Source organism: Rhizobium sp. CC-YZS058, assembly GCF_034720595.1.
Taxonomy (GTDB): Bacteria; Pseudomonadota; Alphaproteobacteria; order Rhizobiales; family Rhizobiaceae; genus Ferranicluibacter.
In genome coordinates, this window is the sequence record NZ_JAYESJ010000001.1 from 3,209,622 (window position 1) to 3,227,380 (window position 17,759).

17 protein-coding genes and 1 riboswitch are annotated in these 17,759 nt (G+C 67.8%); of the genes, 9 read left to right on the forward strand and 8 right to left on the reverse strand.

The features are described from left to right. The first annotated feature begins 109 nt into the window (after window positions 1-109). The 4 genes from zigA to U8330_RS15405 all read left to right on the forward strand — a co-directional run bounded on the left by zigA (window position 110) and on the right by U8330_RS15405 (window position 4,567). Window positions 110-1,312, forward strand: coding sequence for a zinc metallochaperone GTPase ZigA (zigA, locus tag U8330_RS15390; protein ID WP_323106129.1), 1,203 nt, complete (start codon window positions 110-112; stop codon window positions 1,310-1,312). 62 nt (window positions 1,313-1,374) lie between these two features. Further along, a riboswitch (cobalamin riboswitch) is annotated at window positions 1,375-1,586 on the forward strand. A 199-nt stretch (window positions 1,587-1,785) separates the two neighbouring features. Then, the gene (locus tag U8330_RS15395; RefSeq protein WP_323106130.1) at window positions 1,786-2,598 is read left to right on the forward strand and encodes an ABC transporter ATP-binding protein; all 813 of its coding nucleotides are present in this window, start codon (window positions 1,786-1,788) and stop codon (window positions 2,596-2,598) included. Then, window positions 2,595-3,551: an ABC transporter substrate-binding protein gene (locus U8330_RS15400; RefSeq protein ID WP_323106131.1), complete on the forward strand. Its 957-nt coding sequence runs from the start codon at window positions 2,595-2,597 to the stop codon at window positions 3,549-3,551. Before U8330_RS15395 ends, U8330_RS15400 begins: the two co-directional genes overlap by 4 nt. Then, complete coding sequence (locus U8330_RS15405; RefSeq protein ID WP_416236928.1) at window positions 3,548-4,567, forward strand: FecCD family ABC transporter permease; 1,020 nt, start codon at window positions 3,548-3,550, stop codon at window positions 4,565-4,567. The genes U8330_RS15400 and U8330_RS15405 overlap by 4 nt, the downstream gene beginning before the upstream one ends. Before the next feature lie 10 nt (window positions 4,568-4,577). Here U8330_RS15405 and U8330_RS15410 read toward each other — a convergent pair whose 3' ends face one another. Next, window positions 4,578-5,468, reverse strand: coding sequence for an AraC family transcriptional regulator (locus U8330_RS15410; RefSeq protein ID WP_323106133.1), 891 nt, complete (start codon window positions 5,466-5,468; stop codon window positions 4,578-4,580). Here U8330_RS15410 and U8330_RS15415 point away from each other — a divergent pair. Then, the gene (locus U8330_RS15415) at window positions 5,467-5,874 is read left to right on the forward strand and encodes a DUF2000 family protein (RefSeq protein ID WP_323106134.1); all 408 of its coding nucleotides are present in this window, start codon (window positions 5,467-5,469) and stop codon (window positions 5,872-5,874) included. The two genes, U8330_RS15410 and U8330_RS15415, sit on opposite strands and share 2 nt — an antisense overlap. Window positions 5,875-5,896: 22 nt before the next feature. Here U8330_RS15415 and hemN read toward each other — a convergent pair whose 3' ends face one another. The 3 genes from hemN to U8330_RS15430 are packed head-to-tail and all read right to left on the reverse strand — an operon-like array spanning window position 5,897 to window position 10,453. Next, window positions 5,897-7,243, reverse strand: a complete 1,347-nt coding sequence (hemN, locus tag U8330_RS15420; protein WP_323106135.1) for an oxygen-independent coproporphyrinogen III oxidase — start codon at window positions 7,241-7,243, stop codon at window positions 5,897-5,899. Between the two features lie 7 nt (window positions 7,244-7,250). Beyond that, window positions 7,251-8,876, reverse strand: a complete 1,626-nt coding sequence (locus tag U8330_RS15425; RefSeq protein ID WP_323106136.1) for an ATP-binding cassette domain-containing protein — start codon at window positions 8,874-8,876, stop codon at window positions 7,251-7,253. Continuing rightward, entirely contained in the window at window positions 8,873-10,453 is a 1,581-nt protein-coding gene (locus tag U8330_RS15430; RefSeq protein ID WP_323106137.1) for an ATP-binding cassette domain-containing protein, read from the reverse strand. The genes U8330_RS15425 and U8330_RS15430 overlap by 4 nt, the downstream gene beginning before the upstream one ends. 103 nt (window positions 10,454-10,556) lie before the next feature. Here U8330_RS15430 and U8330_RS15435 point away from each other — a divergent pair, with 103 nt between their 5' ends. The 4 genes from U8330_RS15435 to U8330_RS15450 are packed head-to-tail and all read left to right on the forward strand — an operon-like array spanning window position 10,557 to window position 14,024. Continuing rightward, window positions 10,557-12,137, forward strand: coding sequence for a cytochrome ubiquinol oxidase subunit I (locus U8330_RS15435; protein ID WP_323106138.1), 1,581 nt, complete (start codon window positions 10,557-10,559; stop codon window positions 12,135-12,137). 21 nt (window positions 12,138-12,158) lie between these two features. Beyond that, window positions 12,159-13,310 carry a cytochrome d ubiquinol oxidase subunit II gene (gene cydB, locus U8330_RS15440; RefSeq protein ID WP_416236866.1) on the forward strand — a complete coding sequence of 384 codons (1,152 nt, stop codon included), beginning with the start codon at window positions 12,159-12,161 and terminating at the stop codon, window positions 13,308-13,310. Window positions 13,311-13,346: 36 nt separating this feature from the next. Continuing rightward, window positions 13,347-13,478 carry a cytochrome bd-I oxidase subunit CydX gene (gene cydX / locus U8330_RS15445; protein ID WP_323106139.1) on the forward strand — a complete coding sequence of 44 codons (132 nt, stop codon included), beginning with the start codon at window positions 13,347-13,349 and terminating at the stop codon, window positions 13,476-13,478. Between the two features lie 12 nt (window positions 13,479-13,490). Beyond that, entirely contained in the window at window positions 13,491-14,024 is a 534-nt protein-coding gene (locus tag U8330_RS15450; RefSeq protein WP_323106140.1) for a hemerythrin domain-containing protein, read from the forward strand. Here the strand turns inward: U8330_RS15450 and U8330_RS15455 are convergent. The 4 genes from U8330_RS15455 to U8330_RS15470 form a co-directional block, all read right to left on the reverse strand. Then, window positions 13,981-14,703 (reverse strand): Crp/Fnr family transcriptional regulator, encoded by a 723-nt coding sequence (locus U8330_RS15455; protein ID WP_323106141.1) that lies wholly within the window; start codon window positions 14,701-14,703, stop codon window positions 13,981-13,983. The two genes, U8330_RS15450 and U8330_RS15455, sit on opposite strands and share 44 nt — an antisense overlap. Window positions 14,704-14,891: 188 nt before the next feature. Next, window positions 14,892-15,413 (reverse strand): cupin domain-containing protein, encoded by a 522-nt coding sequence (locus U8330_RS15460; protein WP_323106142.1) that lies wholly within the window; start codon window positions 15,411-15,413, stop codon window positions 14,892-14,894. Window positions 15,414-15,531: 118 nt separating this feature from the next. After that, on the reverse strand, window positions 15,532-16,548 hold the full coding sequence (locus tag U8330_RS15465) for a zinc-dependent alcohol dehydrogenase family protein (RefSeq protein WP_323106143.1): 1,017 nt from the start codon (window positions 16,546-16,548) through the stop codon (window positions 15,532-15,534). A 73-nt stretch (window positions 16,549-16,621) separates the two neighbouring features. Next, entirely contained in the window at window positions 16,622-17,704 is a 1,083-nt protein-coding gene (locus U8330_RS15470) for an alpha/beta hydrolase (RefSeq protein WP_323106144.1), read from the reverse strand. Window positions 17,705-17,759 lie beyond the last annotated feature (55 nt).

The window sequence follows — 17,759 nt, forward strand, 5'->3', positions numbered from 1 at the left end:
GTCCTGCGACAGTGTGGACCAGAGAAGGGACTCGCGGCCTGTTGACAAACCCACCCCGTTCCATGCAAACGTAACGGTATAACATTTCACTTAATGCAGGAGCTGCTCCGTGAAGACGCTTCCCGTCACCGTGTTGTCCGGCTTTCTTGGCGCTGGCAAGACGACACTGCTCAATCACGTGCTCGCCAACCGCGAGGGTCTGCGCGTGGCGCTGATCGTCAACGACATGAGCGAGGTCAATATCGATGCCGCCCTGGTGCGCGATGGCGGCGCCAATCTTTCGCGGACCGAGGAACAGCTGGTCGAGATGACCAATGGCTGCATCTGCTGCACGCTGCGCGACGATCTTCTGCGCGAGGTGCGCCTGCTCGCCGAACAGGGCCGCTTCGATTATCTGCTGATCGAATCGACCGGCATCGCAGAGCCGCTGCCCGTGGCCACCACCTTCGACTTCCGCGACGAAGACGGGCGCAGCCTGTCCGATGTCGCGCGGCTGGATACGATGGTGACCGTGGTCGATGCCGCCAACCTGCTGCGCGACTATGCCTCGACGGACTTCCTGGCCGACCGGGGCGAGACAGCCGGCGATGGGGACGGACGGACCCTGGTGGATCTGCTGGTCGAACAGATCGAATTCGCCGATGTTGTGGTGCTGAACAAGGTCAGCAGTGCCAGCGCGCAAGAGCGTGCCGCCGCCCGCACGATCATTGCCGGGCTCAACCCGGATGCCCGGCTGATCGAGGCCGATTTCGGCCAGGTGCCGCTCGCTGAAATCCTCGGCACCGGCCGCTTCGACTTTGCCAAAGCGGAAACGCACCCGCTCTGGTTCAAGGAGCTGCACGGCTTCAAGGATCACGTGCCGGAAACCGAGGAATACGGGATCCGCTCTTTCGTCTACCGCGCCCGTCGCCCCTTCGATCCCCAACGTTTCCAAGCCTTCATCGATCGCAGCTGGCCGGGCGTGGTGCGCGCCAAGGGCTTTTTCTGGCTGGCCACCCGGCCGCAGCATGTGGGCGAGCTGAGCCAGGCCGGCGCCTTTGTCCGCACGGCCAAGCGCGGGCTCTGGTGGAGCGCGGTGCCCAAAACGCGCTGGCCGGACGATCCGGGCTTCCGCGCCATGATGGCCCCCTTTCTCGATCCGGTCTGGGGCGACCGCCGCCAGGAGATCGTCTTCATCGGCGCAGAGCCGATGGACGAGGCCTGGATCCGCCGCGCGCTGGATGACTGCCTGATCGAGGCCGACCGCTTCACCCCCGAACGCTGGCGCGCCCTGCCCGACCCCTTCCGCAGCTGGGACCAGCAGGCAGCCTGACCATGACCTCGCACCAGCAACCGGCAGTCGTGGCCGCGCGTCTTGACAGAGCTGCCATCGCGGCCCTAACTGCACGAGACGGTTCCCGAGGCCAAGCCGGAGGGATTAATAGGGAACACGGTGAGGACAACCCGAATGGGGCCGAAGCCGTGGCTGCCCCCGCAACTGTATGCGGTGAGGTTCTGCCGAACATGCCACTGGTCGCGAGACCGGGAAGGCCGGCATCGCCTTCGACCCGCAAGCCAGGAGACCTGCCGTCATCTGACGTAACAACCGAACGGGGTGTTTCGGGAAGCGTTGAGCCGTGGCTGCGCGCGATTGCGTGCCGGCCTGTCTCATCCTTCGCATCCCAAACGGACGAAGGATGACATGTGCCCTTATCTCTCCCGCTCCACCCCTCCGCGGCGTCTGCCCCGCCGACCGGCCATGCTTGCCCTGACGATGGCGAACCGGCCAGTTTTGGGGAGGCGTTCATGACCCCAGCATCCCGGCCGGCAATCCTGTCCGCCGAGGGCCTCGGCTATCGCGCCCCCTTTGGCCGCAGCCTGTTGCGCGACGTCACGCTGTCGATCGAACCGGGCGAGCGGCTGGCCATTGTCGGCCCGAACGGCGCCGGCAAGACGACGCTGCTGCACATGCTTTGCGGCATGCTGCGTCCGAGTAGCGGCGCCATCAGCCTGCTCGGCCAGCCGCTGGCCGCCCTGAAACCCGCGGAGCGCGCGCGGCGGATCGCCGTTGTCGGGCAGGCCGACCAGCCGGATCGGCGCATCGCGCTCGGCGATTATGTCGCGCTCGGCCGCATTCCCCATGGCGGCGCCATGCCGCGACGCGAGGAGCTGACCCTGATCGACGACGCGCTGGCGCGCTGCGGCCTTGCCGCACTGGCGCGGCGCGAGATGGGCTCGCTCTCCGGCGGCGAGCGCCAGCGGGCCCAGATCGCCCGTGCCATCGTGCAGCAGCCGCAACTCTTGTTTCTCGACGAGCCGACCAACCATCTCGATCCACAGGCGCGCGGCCTGCTGCTCGGCCTCGTCGCCGATCTCGGCCTGACGGTGATTGCCGTACTGCATGATCTCCATCTCGTCCCCGGCTTCGCCACCAAGGTGGCAATCATCAAGGACGGCACCCTGGTGACGAGCGGCCCGCCCCAGCAGGCTCTATCGCGCCACGCGGTGCGCGATGTGTTCGGCATTGATCTCCTGCGCCTGCCCCATCCGCATGAAGACCGCGAACTGACCATTTTCGACATCCCCTTCCCGCATGATCTCGGAGCCCGTCCCTCATGAAGCGCGTCTCTTTCGCTCTGCTCGCCACGCTCGCCAGCCTTGCCGCCGGCCCGGCGCTTGCCTATCCCGTCACCGTCGACAATTGCGGCACGCCGCTGACCTTCGACCACGCGCCGCAGCGCATGGTGGTGCAGGACATCAACATGTCGAAAATGGCCTTCGCGCTCGGGCTTCAGCCGCAGATGGTCGGCGTCGCCGGCATCTCCGGCTGGTACAAGCTGGATGACGCCTTCAAGGCGCAGCTGGGCGCGATCCCGGAGATCGCCCCGAAATATGCGACCATGGAAAACCTGCTTTCCGTCGATCCCGATCTTCTCTTCGCCGGCTGGTATTATGGCCTGAAGCCGGGCGGCGAGGTGACGCCGGATACGCTGAAGCCCTATGGCATCAAGACGCTGCTTCTCAGCGAGAGCTGCATCCATGTCGACAAGAACCGTCCGCCGGCCTCCATGGACCTGCTGTTCGGCGATATCGAGCGGCTGGGGACGATCTTCGACAAAGCGGCCGAGGCCAAGGCGCTGGTGGACGGTTGGAAGGCCGAGCTGGCGTCGATCGAGGCCAAGGTCGGCGCCAATCGCGACACGCGCGTCTTCCTCTATGATTCCGGCGAGGACAAGCCGTTTACCGCCGGCAAGTTCGCCATTCCTTCCGCGATGATCGCCGCAGCCGGCGGCCGCAACATCATGGACGACATGGAGACGAGCTGGGGCACGACCGACTGGGAAACCGTGGCGGCGCGCAACCCGCAATTCCTGGTGCTGCTGGATTACCAGACCGACAGCGGCTACCGGAAGCTGCTCGACTTCCTGAAGGCCCATCCAGCGATGAAGGAAACCGACGCGGTGAAGAACGAGCGCTTCGTGGCACTGCGCTACGAGCAGCTGACGCCGGGGCCGGACAATGTCGCCGCGATCGGCGCCATGGCCCGTGCCATGCATCCGGAAGCCTTCTGACCGTGCAGGCTCGCTTTTTCCTCGGCATCGGCGCGGCCGTTCTCGCGGTCGCGCTGCTTGCCTGTGCCTGCGTCGCCTATGGCTCCACGGTCATTCCGCTCCCCGACATCCTTGGCGCGATCGGCAAGCTGCTCGGGCTTGGCGATGGCGCGCCGATGACCCCGATCGACCGGATCGTCACCGACCTGCGCCTGCCGCGCGCCATACTGGCGATTGCGGTGGGGGCTGGGCTCGGCGTCATTGGCCTTCTGCTGCAGACCGTCACGCGCAACGATCTCGCCGATCCCTTTCTCTTCGGCCTGTCGGCGGGTGCTGCGGCGGGCGCGGTGGCGGTCATCACCCGCATCGGCGACAGGCTCGGCGTGCTGACCCTGCCGATCGCCGCCTTTTGCGGCGGCATGTGCGCCACCGCCGTGGTGCTGCTCCTTCTTCGCCGGGCGGCGGGCTATGGGCCGGAGCGGCTGGTTCTTGCCGGGCTCGCCGTCTCGTTCCTCTTCACCGCGCTTACCAATTACCTCGTCTTTTCCGGCGATCAGCGCGCCGCCCATTCGGTCCTGTTCTGGACCATGGGCGGGTTGGGCCTCGCCACTTGGCAGAACATCGGCATCGGCCTGTTCGGGGCTGCGCTGGCGCTTGTCTACGCGCTGCTGCGCCACCGGGCGCTGGATGCGCTTCTGGCGGGCGAGCAGACGGCCGAAAGCCTTGGCATCTCGGTGACCCGCCTGCGCAACACGACCTTTCTCGTCGCAAGCTTCGCCACGGCGCTGCTGGTTTCCATCGCCGGCGTCATCGGCTTCATCGGCTTGATGATTCCGCATGTGGCGCGCGCCTTTGCCGGTCCGCTGCATGCGCGGCTGGCCGTCGCCTCGGCCGTGATGGGAGCGGCGCTCCTGCTCGGCAGCGATCTCCTTGCCCGCACCCTGCTGCCGCCGCAGGAACTGCCCGTCGGCGTCGTGACGAGCTCAATCGGCGCCGCTTTCGTCATGGCGCTCATCCTCAAGCCGCGGCGGAGCTGACGGTCCCCGCTCAGCCGCGGTGCAGCCGCAGCCAGTGGCCGGGCGTCATGCCGAAGGCCTTGCGGAAATGCCGCGTCAGATGCGCCTGGTCGGCAAAGCCGGCTTCCGCGGCTGCAAGCGCCAGAGGTCGGCCGCCGCGCAGCGCGCGCCGCGCGAGATCCAGCCGCCGCATGATCTGGTAGCGGTGCGGGCTGGTGCCGGTCAACCGGCGGAACTGCCGGGCGAGATCATAGCGGTCGAGCCCGGTGGCCGCCTCCAGCGCCTCCGAGGACACCGTCTCAGTACACTGCTCCCGAAGCAGGGCGCAGGCGGCCAGCACTGCCGCCCGCGCCGGCGCCCCGACCGCCCGCCGCGGCGCGCGGGCCTGACGGGCAAGACCGGCGGCAATGCGGACCATGACGTCATCCATCATCAACGCGGCAGGCGCATGATCGAGGTCCGACAGAAGCTCGGACAGCGCCCCGGCCAGCGCGTCATCGCTGACGACCGGATCGGGTGCGAACGGCAGGGCGGACCGGTGCGCCTCCACCGCCCCGATCAGCGCCGGCGGCACATAGATCATCCGGTAGACGAGGCCGTCCTCCGTTCCGGCCGCGCCGTCGTGCAGCTCGTCCGGATGCAGCACGATCACCTGCCCCGGCTGGCTGAAGCGCGCGATGCCCCGATAGCGGAAGGTCTGCACGCCATGCAGCGTCAGGCCGAGCGCATAGGTATCGTGGCGATGCGGCGAGAAGCCGTTGCCGTGGAAGCGGGCCTCGATCCGCTCGAGCTCCTCCGGCCCCGGCGCCAGCCGCAAGCGATCACCGAAGCGCTGCGGTGTGCACGAACGTTCAAGACCGGAAGCGGCGACCCGCGCTAGCTGCGATCCCTCGTGAAGACCCAGACCGGAGTTTGCAGACATGTTCGACACCAAGATCGCGATCGTCCTGCGCGACGACCTTGCCATGTGGCAGAAGCTCAACGTCACCGCCTTTCTTGCCAGCGGGATCGTGGCAACGCATGCGGGGATCATCGGCGAAGCCTATCGGGATGCGGCGGCCCATGTCTACAGCCCGATGATGATCCAGCCGGTCATGGTGCTGTCGGCCGATCAGGAGACGCTGCGCGCCATTCACACGCGGCTCCTCGCCAGTGGACTACAGGCTGCCGCCTATGTGGAGGAGATGTTTGCGACTGGCCACGATGTCGCCAATCGCGCCGTCTTTGCCGAGACCACACTGGAAACGGCGCGGCTCGTGGGCCTCGGCCTGCGGGCCGAGCGCAAGCTCGTCGACAAGGTGATGAAGGGCGCGCGCATGCATCCCTGACGGCAGGACATCCTGCCGCCCTTCAGACAGCCAGCGAATGGCGGGCGGTGCTGCCGGCGCGATAGGCGTCGAACTCGGCCGCCACCAGCCGCGCCATCTTGCGCGCATCGCCCGCAACGCGAAAGGTTTCGCCCTCCGCCACCAGCCCGCCGCCAGCCTGCGCCAGCGCCAGCGCCGTCGAGAGCACAGGCTCCGCCGCCCGGCCGAAGCGTCGGAGAAGATCGCGCGACGAGAGGGAGAAGTCGCACATCAGCCGTTCGATCACCGCGCCGCGCACCTCATCGTCGCTGGACAGCGCAATGCCCTTGACCGTCGCGAGCCGGCCCTCGGCCATCCGCCGTGCATAATCACCCTGAGCGGCAGCATTCTGACAGTAGCCCTGCGCGAAACGGCTGACGGAGGAGGCGCCGAGCCCGATCAGCGTGCGGCAGCCATCATCCGTATAGCCCTGGAAATTGCGGCTGAGCCGGCCCTCCCGCGCAGCGCGGGCCAGGCTGTCGCAGGGCAGCGCAAAATGATCGATGCCCACGGGCATGTAACCCGCCGCTTCGATGGCGGTTTCCGCCGCGCCGACCAGCGCCAGCCGCGCCTCCGGCCCGGGAAGGCTCGCCGTGTCGATCATGGTCTGGTGCTTCTTGAACCAGGGCACGTGTGCATAACCGAACAGGGCGATCCGTTCCGGCCGCAGGCTCAGGGCCTGGCGGACCGTTGCACCGAGGCTTTCCAGCGTCTGCTGCGGCAGGCCGTAGATCAGGTCGAAATTGATGGAGGGCACGCCGCGCGCCCGAAGGCCGTCGACCACGGCGGCGGTGCTCTCGAAGCTCTGCTCCCGGTTGATCGCCTTTTGCACGGCGGCGTCGAAATCCTGGATGCCGATGCTTGCCCGCCGGAGCCCGATGTCGCCGAGCGCGTCGAGCCGGGCCGGATCGATCGTCGTCGGCTCGATCTCGACGCTTAGCCGGCAGTCCTCGGCAAGGGTGAAGTGTTCGGCGGTGAAGGCCTGCAGGGCGCGCATGTCCTCCGGCGTCAGAATGGTCGGCGAGCCGCCGCCCCAGTGGATCTCGCCGACGACGCCCCGTCCGACAAGCCGCGCGCCGACCAGACGGATCTCCTCTTTGAGCGCCGTCAGATAGGCCGCGACCGGCCCGTACCGCAACGTCTGGCGGGTATGGCAGGCGCAGAACCAGCAGAGGCGCTCGCAATAGGGAATATGGAGATAGAGCGAGACCCGCTCGCCTTCCGCCACCTGATCGAGCCAGCCGAGAACCGTTTCGTCCGTAACCCCGGCATGGAACTGCGGCGCGGTGGGATAGCTCGTATAGCGCGGCACGGTGGTGGAAAGCAGCATGTGCGAGGGCATGGCAGTCATGAGGGTCTCACAGGGTCATGGTCCGCAGCGCCGCGCCTTTGAGCGGGCGATGGCTGGACAGGACGAGGATGCGATCGGAGAGGCGGGCGATGAGCCGCGCCATGATCCGCTCGGCCTGATCGGCGTCGAGATGTTCGGTCGGCTCGTCGAGGAGCAGGATCGGCCGGTCGGAAAGCAGCGCACGGGCGAGGTTGAGCCGCTGCGCCTCGCCGAGGGAGAGCTGCTCCTGCGCGATCCAGCCGTCGAGCCCGTGCTCGGCAAAGCGCGGCTCAAGCTCGACCGCGGCCAGCGCGTCCCAAAGATCGGCATCGCTGCGGCCGGGCGCAAAACAGTTGGCGCGCAGGCTGTCGGAAAGGATGGCGGCATCGTGCAGGCAGAGCATGCTCGCCGCCCGCCGCGCCAGCGGGCCGAGCCGGCCGTGATCGCAGGCCAACACGTCATCTCCCAGCCAGCCGGCGATCTGCTTCAGCAGGCTGGTCTTTCCGCAGCCGCTCGGCCCCCGCAGCACCAGCGGGCTGCCAGCGACAAGGTTCAGGTCGACGGCCATGCCGATCGTCCGGCCATCGGGCGCGCGGCGCGTCAGATGGGTGGCGGAGACAGCCTGCATCGCCGCCGCGCCGATCGCCCCCAGACCCTCCTCCCCGAGGGACCGGGTTGCTGGATCAGGCGCGGCGGTGCCGGTCTCAGCCAGGCGGGCCTGCGCATGGTCGCGGCGCAGCCGGGCGAGAAGGCTTCGTGCGAGACCCTGCAGGGTTTCGCCGAAGGCAAGCCAGGAGAAGGACAGGAACAGCGGTGTGAGCAAGTCCTCGCCGCGCGCGCCGGCAAGCCAGGCGGCGAGAAAGACGAGGATGGCCATCAAGGGTCCGGCAAGCCCGGCCAGGAGGTCGAGCCGCGCCTGGACGAGCCGGATCGCCTTGCCCGCCGCCCGCGCCTGCGCCAGCGTGGCGAAGGCATGCTGCATCTCCTGGTGAAAGGCCCCTTCGGCCTTGAGCGGCACGAGAGCGGCAAGCGTGCGGCCAAGCGCGGCGGCCGCCTGCCGGCGCCCGTCCTGCACTCCGCGCCAGAGGGGATCGGCCTGGCGGAGCGTGGCACGGGCAGCGAGCCAGAAGAGGCCGATGCCCGCCAGCAGCGCCGGAAGCGCCAGGGGCGCCAGCCAGGCCGTGGCACCGGCAAGCAGCGCGAGGCCGAGTGTCGCGGTCATGAGCGGCAATCCGGCCCGCAGCCGCGCATAGTCGACATCCTCGACATCGTCGAGATAATCGGCAAGGGCCTGCGGACGGCCGAGCTGCCAGCCGGCAAGGCGGACGGACGGGCGCGCGGCGAGCACCGAGAAGAGGTGCGCCCGCCGCTGGCACTGGTCCTCGAGCGCGGCCCTGTGGCCGGACAGCCGCTCGCCATATTTTGCGGCAACCCGGCCGATCGCGAAGAGCCGCACCAGGGCGCCCGGAATATGGAAATTGAAGGTCAGCGCCGCCGCCGACAGTCCTGCAAGCGCCACCGCGCCCAGGAACCAGGCCGACAGTCCGCCGAGCAGCAGCCCGCAGAGGAGTGCTCCCAGCGCGCAAGCCAGAGCGGGCCGCCAATGCCTGGACCGCGTCGGTTCAGTGAGAGTCCGGTGGGACGCCTTCCTCATGCCGCTTCCTCCTGGACAAGCCTGTCGCCGAGTGCAATGCGCTGCGCGGCGGCCTCGATCAGCGCGCGGTCGTGGGTGGCGACGAGGACGAGGCGGCGGCGCGCCATATGGGTCAGCGCCGTGCGCACCAGCGCCGCCGTCATCGGATCGAGCTTGGCGGTCGGCTCATCGGCCAGAACCGGGCCATCGGCCAGAAGCGCGCGCGCGATCGACAGGCGCAGCCGCTGGCCGCCCGAGAGGTTGACGCCACCCGCCCCCACATGCAGCGGCATGGTGGGGTCGCCGGCAAGGCCGACGCGGGCCAGAACATCGTCCAGGCGCGTGGCGTCGATCCGCGGCGCGGGCCAGGCGATCGCCTCGCCGAGCGTTCCTTCGGGCACGAGGCAATCCATGCCGATCCAGCGGGTGTGGTGCCTGAGGGGAGCGCCCTCGCCGTCGATGCCGGCGAGACCGCGCAGCAAGGTCGTTTTGCCGGAGCCGCTCGGGCCCGTGAGAACCACGAGGCCCGCGGCCGGCAGGCTGGCGCGGATCGCAGACAGCGCGAGCGGCACAGGAGGCGCGGCGCATGTCGGCGCCAGCAGCCGGTCGAGCGCCGCAGCCGCGGCCTCACCTTCCGCCTTGGCATGATACTGCTCGGAGAAGCGGCGGAAGGGGGCGAAATAGTCCGGCGCGATCATGAGAATGAACAGGCTCTGCCACAGGGCAAGCCCTGCAAAGCCCGGCAACGCCATCAGCTTCAGATGGCCGAGGCCAAGGAAGACGGCGAGCATGGCGATGGAGAGCGAGGCGAAGAAATCGATGATCGCCGCATTGAGGAAAGCGATCCGCAGCACGTCCATGGTGCGGGAGGCGAGACTGTCGAGCCGCGCGTCCAGCTTGGCGGACTCCTGCGGCAGGGCATGGTGGGCGAAAATGGTCGGCAGGGCGCGGATCCGATCGGCGAACTGCCCGGCGAGATGACCGAATTCCGCCTCCTGCGCCTGCGCGCGCTGGCGGATCAGGCCGCCGACGAGCGCGAAGAAGACGATCATCACCGGCGTCAGCAGCAGGACGAGGACGCAGGCCTGCCAGGAGACGATGGCAAGGGCGGCGGCAGCGAGCAGCGGACCGAGACCCATCATCCGCCGCGCCGCCTGGTGGCCGACCACGAGGGAGGCGATCGCTTCCGGATGGCGCTGCAGCGAAACGATCAGCGATCCGGCGCCGATCGCCTGCGCCGTGCGGGCCGGCATGGCCTGCAGCACCGCCTCGGCGGCCGCGCCGACCGCGTCGGCCACCTCCGCCTCGCCGCGCAGCGCCGCAGCTTCGGCACGATAACCGGCGAGCGTAGAGAGGGCGAGGCTGGCGAGGAGGGCGGCGAGAAGGCGGAAATCGAAAGAGCCCTCCATTACGGCACCGCCAATCAACGCGGCGCCGAGCCCGAGGAAAGCGAGGCGCGCCAGGAGGCGGCCGACCTGGGAGCGGAGCACAAGGCGCAGATGCGGATCGGCTGCGCGGCGGGCAAGCGCCAGCATGCCCGTATCAGGGGTGGGATCGGCCGGCAGGCGGCGATGTGAAAAGAGGCGTCTTAGTGTCATGCCGCCGTTCTGGCATGGCGCGGCAGGCGGCGGGTTGATCCAGATCAAGATGCGGCTGTGAAAACCGCGCTATCGCTCGGCCATTCTTCGGAAAGGTTGACCCATGATCGATCCCATTCTCGTCGAGCTTTCGCGGCTGCAATTCGCGCTGACGGCTCTTTACCACTTCCTCTTCGTGCCGCTGACCCTCGGCCTGTCCATCATGATCGCCATGATGGAGACGGTGTTCGTCATGACCCGCCGGACCATCTGGCGCGACATGACCAAATTCTGGGGCGTGCTGTTCGGCATCAACTTCGCGCTCGGTGTCGCCACCGGCATCACCATGGAGTTCCAGTTCGGCATGAACTGGGCCTATTACTCGCACTATGTCGGCGACGTCTTCGGCGCACCGCTGGCCATCGAGGGCCTGATGGCCTTCTTCCTGGAGGCCACCTTCGTCGGCCTGTTCTTCTTCGGCTGGGAGAAGCTGACCGCGCGGGCGCATCTGATCGTCACCTGGCTGATGGCGCTCGGCACCAATTTCTCCGCGCTCTGGATCCTGATCGCCAATGGCTGGATGCAGAACCCGGTCGGCTCGGCCTTCAATCCGGACACGATGCGCATGGAGGTGACCGACTTCATGGCCGTGCTGCTCAATCCGGTGGCTCAGGCGAAGTTCGTCCACACGGTTTCGGCCGGCTATGTCTGCGGTGCCGCCTTCGTGCTGGCGGTGTCGGCCTTCTATCTGCTGCGGGGCCGCCATGTGGCGCTCGCCCGGCGCTCCTTCGTCATCGCCGCCGCCTTCGGGCTGGCCTCTGCTCTCTCCGTCATCGTGCTCGGCGACGAGAGCGGCTATGCGATCACCGATAACCAGAAGATGAAGCTCGCCGCCATGGAGGCGATGTGGGAGACCGAGCCGGCCCCGGCCGCCTTCACCCTGTTCGGCCTGCCGGACATGGACGCCCGCAGCACCGCCTTCGGCATCCATATCCCCTATGTGATGGGCCTGATCGGCACCCGCTCGCTCGACCGGGAGATCCCGGGCATTACCGAGCTGGTGGCCAAAGCGGAAGGGCGGATTCGCAACGGCCTGATCGCCTACGACGCGCTGGAAACGCTTAAGGTCGACCGCGCCGATGCGGGAGCCCGCCAGCGCTTCGAGGCCGCCTCGCAGGATCTCGGCTATGCGCTGCTGCTCAAGCAGTTCATCGAAGATCCGCGCCAGGCGAACGACGCGCAGATCAAGGATGCGGCCTGGTCGACCGTGCCGCATGTGCCCTCGATCTTCTTCACCTTCCGCCTGATGGTGCTGTCGGCCTTCGTGCTGCTCGTCGTCTTCGCCGTGTCGCTCTGGCATACGATCCGCGAACAGCAGGCGCCGCGCTGGCTGCTGACACTGGCGCTCTTCGCGCTGCCGCTGCCCTGGCTTGCCGCCGAGCTCGGCTGGTTCGTGGCCGAATTCGGCCGCCAGCCTTGGATCATCGAAGGCGTGCTTCCGACCTTCCTCGCCACTTCGGAACTGGGCGTGACCGATCTCCTGATCACCATCGCTCTCTTCACCCTCGTCTATGGCGCGCTCGCGGTGGTCGAGGTGCGGCTGATGCTCGCCGCCATCCGCAAGGGCCCGGAGATCGGCAAGACCTTCACGCCCCGCTTCGAGCCGACCTCTCCCCGTCCCGGCCAGTTCCAGCCGGCCGAATGAACGCACTGAAGGACTAGGATCATGTTCGATTTTCTCTTCGACTACGCCGTGCTGCGGGTCATCTGGTGGCTCCTTCTCGGGGTGCTGCTGGCCGGCTTCGCCATGACCGACGGCTTCGACCTCGGCGTCGGTGCTCTGCTTCCCTTCGTCGCCAAGACCGACGCCGAGCGGCGCGTGGCGATCAACACGGTCGGCCCGGTCTGGGAAGGCAACCAGGTCTGGTTCATCCTCGGCGGTGGCGCGATCTTCGCCGCCTGGCCGGCCCTCTATGCGCTGAGCTTCTCGGGCTTCTATCTCGCCATGTTCCTCGTGCTGCTGGCGCTGATCCTGCGGCCGGTCGGCTTCAAGTACCGCTCGAAGAAGCCCGATCCCGCCTGGCGCCAGCGCTGGGACATCGCGCTCTTCATCGGCGGCCTCGTTCCCTCGCTCATCTTCGGCGTGGCGATCGGCAATGCGCTGCAGGGCGTGCCCTTCCACTTCACCAGCGATCTGCGCCCGATCTACGAAGGCACCCTCTTCGGCCTGTTGAACCCGCTGGCGCTCTATTGCGGCCTCGTCTCGCTCGCCATGCTGGCCATGCACGGGGCAGCCTGGCTGGCCTTCAAGGCGGAGGGCATCGTCGCCGCCCGGGCTGCGCGGTTCGGCGCCACCGCCGCAGTGCTGACGGCGCTGCTCTTCCTCGGCGGCGGCTTCCTCGTGCGCTTCGGCCTGCTCGGCGGCTATGCGGTGACCTCGCCGATCGCCTGGGCCGATCCGTCCAATCCGCTCTACAAGACGGTCTCTGTCGATCCCGCCGCCTGGCATGCGAACTTCGCCGCCGTGCCGCTGCTCTGGGTGGTCCCCGGTCTCGGCATTGCCGCGGCACTGCTCGCCGCCCTCGGCTTCAAGGCCCGCCAGGGGGGGCTCACCATGCTCGCCAGCCTGCTCTCGGTCGGCATGATCGTCGCCACCGTCGGCATCTCCATGTTCCCGATCCTACTGCCTTCCAGCACCAATCCGAACCATTCGCTCGCCGTGTTCGACGCCTCCTCGAGCCTTTCGACGCTGCGCACCATGCTGTTTGCGACCCTGGTCTTCATGCCCCTGGTGCTTGCCTACACGGCCTGGGTCTACAAGGTGCTCTGGGGCAAGGTCACCGTTGAAACCATCGATGCCGGCACGACCTCCTATTGAGGCCAGCCGGTCAGAAAGTCTCGAAAGGAGACCGCCATGTGGTATTTTTCCTGGATCCTCGGCCTCGGACTGGCTGCGACTGTCGGGGTGCTGAACGCCCTCTGGTACGAGCTGCGCGTGCTGCGCGACACGCCGGCCGATGAGATCGCCCCGCTCGACACACCGTGACGGCACGCCGCCATGTCCGGTATCGAGCGCCCTGCCGGGGAGGGCCCTTCCCCGGCGTTACCGACGACCGCCGACCGGCCGCCGATGCATTATGCCCAGATCGACCTGGCGCGCATTCACCACGAGATGCTGCTGCTCTGCGACGAGCTCGAGCAGATCGCCGACGCGCTTCCCGACGGGGTGGATCGTCTGCAATGTCTCTCCCTGGCCGGCAGCCTGCTGCCGGTCCTGCGCGGCGGGCATCGGTTCGAGGAGGAGACGATCTATCCCGCCGTGGCGCGCGCCGGCGAAGAGGCGGTCATTCGCCGGCTCAAGACCGAGCATCTGGAAGACGACAGCAGTGCGCAGGAGCTGACGCAGGTTCTGCTGGCCATCGGACAAGGACATCCGATCTACAATCCCGAGGCGGTCGGCTACATGCTGCGCGCCTTCTTCGGCACGATGCGCCGCCATATCGCCTTCGAACGCGACCACCTTCTGGGGCAGGCGGCGGCCTGCGATCTCAATCGCCAGCCCGGCGCGCCAGCCGGTGCAGGTCGTGGATGAGGACGTGCCGGCTGTTTTCGAGCTGGATCAGCCCGTCGGTGCGCAGCTTGGTCAGCTGGCGGCTGACGGTCTCGATGGTGAGGCCCAGGAAATCGGCGATCTCGCCGCGGGTGAGCGGCAGATCGAACGCGGCGCTGCGGCGATCGGGGTCGGCGGCGGGGTCGATGTGACGGGCGATCATCAGGAGGAAGCTCGCGACCTTCTCCGCGGCGGTCTTGCGGCCGAGCATCACCATCCAGTCGCGCGCCTGGTCGAGCTCCTTGAGTGCCTGCTGGAAGAGCCGATGTTCCAGTTCCGGCTGATCGGCGATCATCCGCTCCATGGTCCCGCGCGGGAACGAACAGAGATCGACCTCGGTCGCGGCCTGGGCGGTGATGACACTCTCTGTCCCGAAGGGCCGGCCGACGAAATCGGGCGCGAATTGTAGGCCGACGATCTGCTGTCGCCCGTCGGACAGGGTCTTGGTCAGCTTGACGACGCCGGAGAGGAGATTGGAATAGTGGTCGACGACCTCGGCATCGCCGACGATCTCGGCGCCCGGCTCCGCCTTCTGCTTGCTCGATGTCTTGGACAAGGCGAGAAGCTGCGCCGGGCTGAGCGCGCCGCAGACCCCGCGATGGCGCGCCTCGCAGGCCGCACAGAGCGCCGGAATCTCGCTGTTGTGTATGTCCTTGCGCATCCGCGCGCCTGCACTTTCGCTCCACGCGCCGAGGCCCCCTGCAGCCACGGCCAGCATGGCCGAAACCCTAGTGGATCGCGCGCCTCAGGTCCAGAACCGACCAAGCGCGCGTTCAACACCCTCCCATGCAATGGCGAGCGAACAGCAGAAGACACCCGGAGGCCGGGAACCCGGGCTGCTCTCCGCATTCAGCGGCGCGCTGCCTCGGCATAGTCCGCGTCGGAAACCTTCTCGGCCCAGGTGACGGCCGTGCCGTCCAGCGCTTCGGCGACCGCGAAATGGGTCATGCCCTCGTTCTCCACCGCCCCATGCCAGTGGCGCACCTGCGGCGGAATGAAGACGACATCGCCCGGACCGACGCGCAGCGCAGCCTCGCCTTGCTTCTGGACCAGGCCGTGGCCGGCGACGATGAAGAGGGTCTGGCCGAGCGGATGGCTGTGCCAGGCCGTGCGCGCCCCGGCCGAGAACGTAACCGTGGCCCCGCCAATCCGCGCCGGGCCCTCCGCCTGGTAGAGGCCGGACAGGCGGACGGTGCCGGAAAAGAAGGCCTCCGGCGCCGGCGCCTCGTCCGCGCCGGAGGGAATGAGGGTCAGCCTGTCGCTCGACACGGCCGACATGGCGGGCGGCGCATCCCGCCGCCGTTCCTCGGCTGGAAGGCCCGTGGCGGCCATGGCGGAGGCGGCAAGCGTGGCGGCAAGGATGGAACTCATGATCGTCTTCCTTTCGGCATGAGGTATCGAGGGCCGGCCCGCGCTTTGCGGGCCGGTCCGGTGCTTGGGGTCGTCTGGTTGCCGAGCGCCGCCCTCTTGGGCGGCAGCAAGTCGTGCCTCAGACGCGCAGGAGCGTCTTGATCGCCCGGCGCTCGTCCATGGCGCGGTAGCCTTCCGCGACGTCGGCAAGCGGCAGTTCGAGGTCGAAGACCTTGCCGGGATTGATGCGGCGCTCCAGGATGAGGTCGATCAGATGCGGCAGATAGCGGCGAACGGGCGCCGGCCCGCCCATCAGGCTCTTCTGCTGGAAGAACAGCGTCTGTCCGTCGATCTGCACGCCATGCGGCACGCCGACGAAGCCGATCTTGCCCCCCGGGCGGGCACAGTTCATGGCCTGGCTCATCGATTCCTGGGTGCCGACGCATTCCAGCACGGAGTCGGCACCGACCCCGTCGGTCAGCGCCTTGACGCGGGCGATCCCGTCCTCGCCCCGCTCGGAAACGATGTCGGTCGCCCCGAATTCAAGCGCCAGATCCTGCCGGCTCTTGTGCCGGCTCATGGCGATGATGCGCGCGGCCCCCAGTTGCTTGGCGGCCAGGACACCCATCAGCCCGACCGCGCCATCGCCGACCACGACCGCGGTCGCCCCCTCCTTCACGCCCGCGGCATCCGCCGCATACCAGCCGGTGCCGAGCACGTCGGAGGCGGCGAGGAGGCTTGGGATCAGATCGTCGGAAGGCATCTCGTCGGTGGCGATCAGCGTGCCATCGGCCAGCGGCACGCGCGCATAGGGCGCCTGCGCCCCGGTCATGAACTCGCGCTGCTCGCAGGATGACTGGAAGCCGAAGCGGCAATGCGGACAGGTGTTGTCGGAAATGCAGAAGGAGCCGACGACGAACTGGCCCGGCCGAACGGTCTTCACCGCCGCGCCCACCTCGACCACGACGCCGCAATATTCATGGCCCATATGGGCCGGCCCGTTGCTCGGCTGCAGGCCGCGATAGGGCCAGAGGTCCGAGCCGCAGACGCAGGAGGCGGAAAGCTTGATGATGGCATCGGTCGGCTTCTCGATCCGCGGTTCCGCCACCTCGTCGCAGCGGATATCGCCCTTGCCGTGAAGAACAGTCGCACGCATGTCTCTCTCCTCGATGGGTGTGAACGGCCCCGCCTGCCCGGCGGGGCAGAACGGGAGCCGCGACTACATTAGCTCAGGCAAGAGTCCGTTCGAAGAAGGCCGCGATCCGGTCGAAGGAAATCTTGTCCATCCGGTCGTAGAGATCGACATGGCTGGCGCCGGGAACGATCACCAGCTCCTTCGGATCGGCGGCCTTGGCGAAGGCCGTTTCGCTGAAGTAACGCGAATGGGCCTTTTCGCCGTGGATCAGCAGCAGCGGCCGCGGGGCGATCTCGGCGATATAGGTCAGGATCGGCATGTTCATGAAGCTCATCGGCGTCGTCTGCGACCAGGCATTGCCGGAATTGACGGCGCGGGGATGATAGCCGCGCGGCGTGGCGTAGTAATCGTGGTAATCCACGACGAATTGCGGCTCGCCGCCCTTCAGCGGCGGGTTGAAGGGTGGCTGGTAGGCCGGCGTGCCCTGTTCGGCATCGACCCAGCGCTGCCGGCTCATCTGCTCCAGCGCCTCAGCGCGCTGTTCCGGGGTCATGCTGTCGAAATAGCCCTTCGCCATGACGCGGGTCATGTCGTACATGGTGCTGGCGACGACCGCCTTGACGCGCTTGTCCACGGCAACCGCATTGAGCGCCATGCCGCCGAAGCCGCAAATGCCGATAATGCCGATCCGCTCCCGATCGACCGCCGGCTGCAGGCCGAGGAAATCGACCGCGGCACTGAAGTCCTCCGTATTGATATCGGGCGAGGCGATGTTGCGCGGCTCGCCGCCGCTTTCGCCCGTATAGGAGGGGTCGAAGGCGAGCGTGACGAAGCCGCGCTCGGCCATGGTCTGGGCATAGAGGCCGGAGGACTGCTCCTTGACCGCGCCGAAGGGACCGCTGACGGCAAGTGCGGCCAAGGGCGCATCGCCGCGCGCCTTGGGCATGTAGAGGTCGCCGGAAAGCAGGATGCCGTAGCGGGTCTTGAAGGACACCTTCCGGTGGTCGACCGCCTCGATCTTCGGGAAGGTCTTGTCCCAGATCTCGGTGGCACCGCCGCTTTCGGCTGCGGCGATTGCGGGGGTGATGCTCATCACCGCCATGGCGACGCCGGTCGCCTTCATCAGGCCCCGGCGGGTCGGGTTGAAGTCATCGGCTGGGTCATACGGCATGGGCATGGGGCACTCCTTGAGGTGAGGACATGGTGAGGGAAGGCCGTGTCGAGATGAGAGG

Coding starts and splice junctions, on each gene's coding strand:
- U8330_RS15395 (WP_323106130.1), top strand. CDS start 1,786: ATGACCCCAGCATCCCGGCCGGCAATCCTGTCCGCCGAGGGCCTCGGC.
- U8330_RS15400 (WP_323106131.1), top strand. CDS start 2,595: ATGAAGCGCGTCTCTTTCGCTCTGCTCGCCACGCTCGCCAGCCTTGCC.
- U8330_RS15415 (WP_323106134.1), top strand. CDS start 5,467: ATGTTCGACACCAAGATCGCGATCGTCCTGCGCGACGACCTTGCCATG.
- U8330_RS15410 (WP_323106133.1), bottom strand. CDS start 5,468: ATGTCTGCAAACTCCGGTCTGGGTCTTCACGAGGGATCGCAGCTAGCG.
- hemN (WP_323106135.1), bottom strand. CDS start 7,243: ATGACTGCCATGCCCTCGCACATGCTGCTTTCCACCACCGTGCCGCGC.
- U8330_RS15425 (WP_323106136.1), bottom strand. CDS start 8,876: ATGAGGAAGGCGTCCCACCGGACTCTCACTGAACCGACGCGGTCCAGG.
- U8330_RS15430 (WP_323106137.1), bottom strand. CDS start 10,453: ATGACACTAAGACGCCTCTTTTCACATCGCCGCCTGCCGGCCGATCCC.
- U8330_RS15435 (WP_323106138.1), top strand. CDS start 10,557: ATGATCGATCCCATTCTCGTCGAGCTTTCGCGGCTGCAATTCGCGCTG.
- cydB (WP_416236866.1), top strand. CDS start 12,159: ATGTTCGATTTTCTCTTCGACTACGCCGTGCTGCGGGTCATCTGGTGG.
- cydX (WP_323106139.1), top strand. CDS start 13,347: ATGTGGTATTTTTCCTGGATCCTCGGCCTCGGACTGGCTGCGACTGTC.
- U8330_RS15450 (WP_323106140.1), top strand. CDS start 13,491: ATGTCCGGTATCGAGCGCCCTGCCGGGGAGGGCCCTTCCCCGGCGTTA.
- U8330_RS15455 (WP_323106141.1), bottom strand. CDS start 14,703: ATGCGCAAGGACATACACAACAGCGAGATTCCGGCGCTCTGTGCGGCC.
- U8330_RS15460 (WP_323106142.1), bottom strand. CDS start 15,413: ATGAGTTCCATCCTTGCCGCCACGCTTGCCGCCTCCGCCATGGCCGCC.
- U8330_RS15465 (WP_323106143.1), bottom strand. CDS start 16,548: ATGCGTGCGACTGTTCTTCACGGCAAGGGCGATATCCGCTGCGACGAG.
- U8330_RS15470 (WP_323106144.1), bottom strand. CDS start 17,704: ATGCCCATGCCGTATGACCCAGCCGATGACTTCAACCCGACCCGCCGG.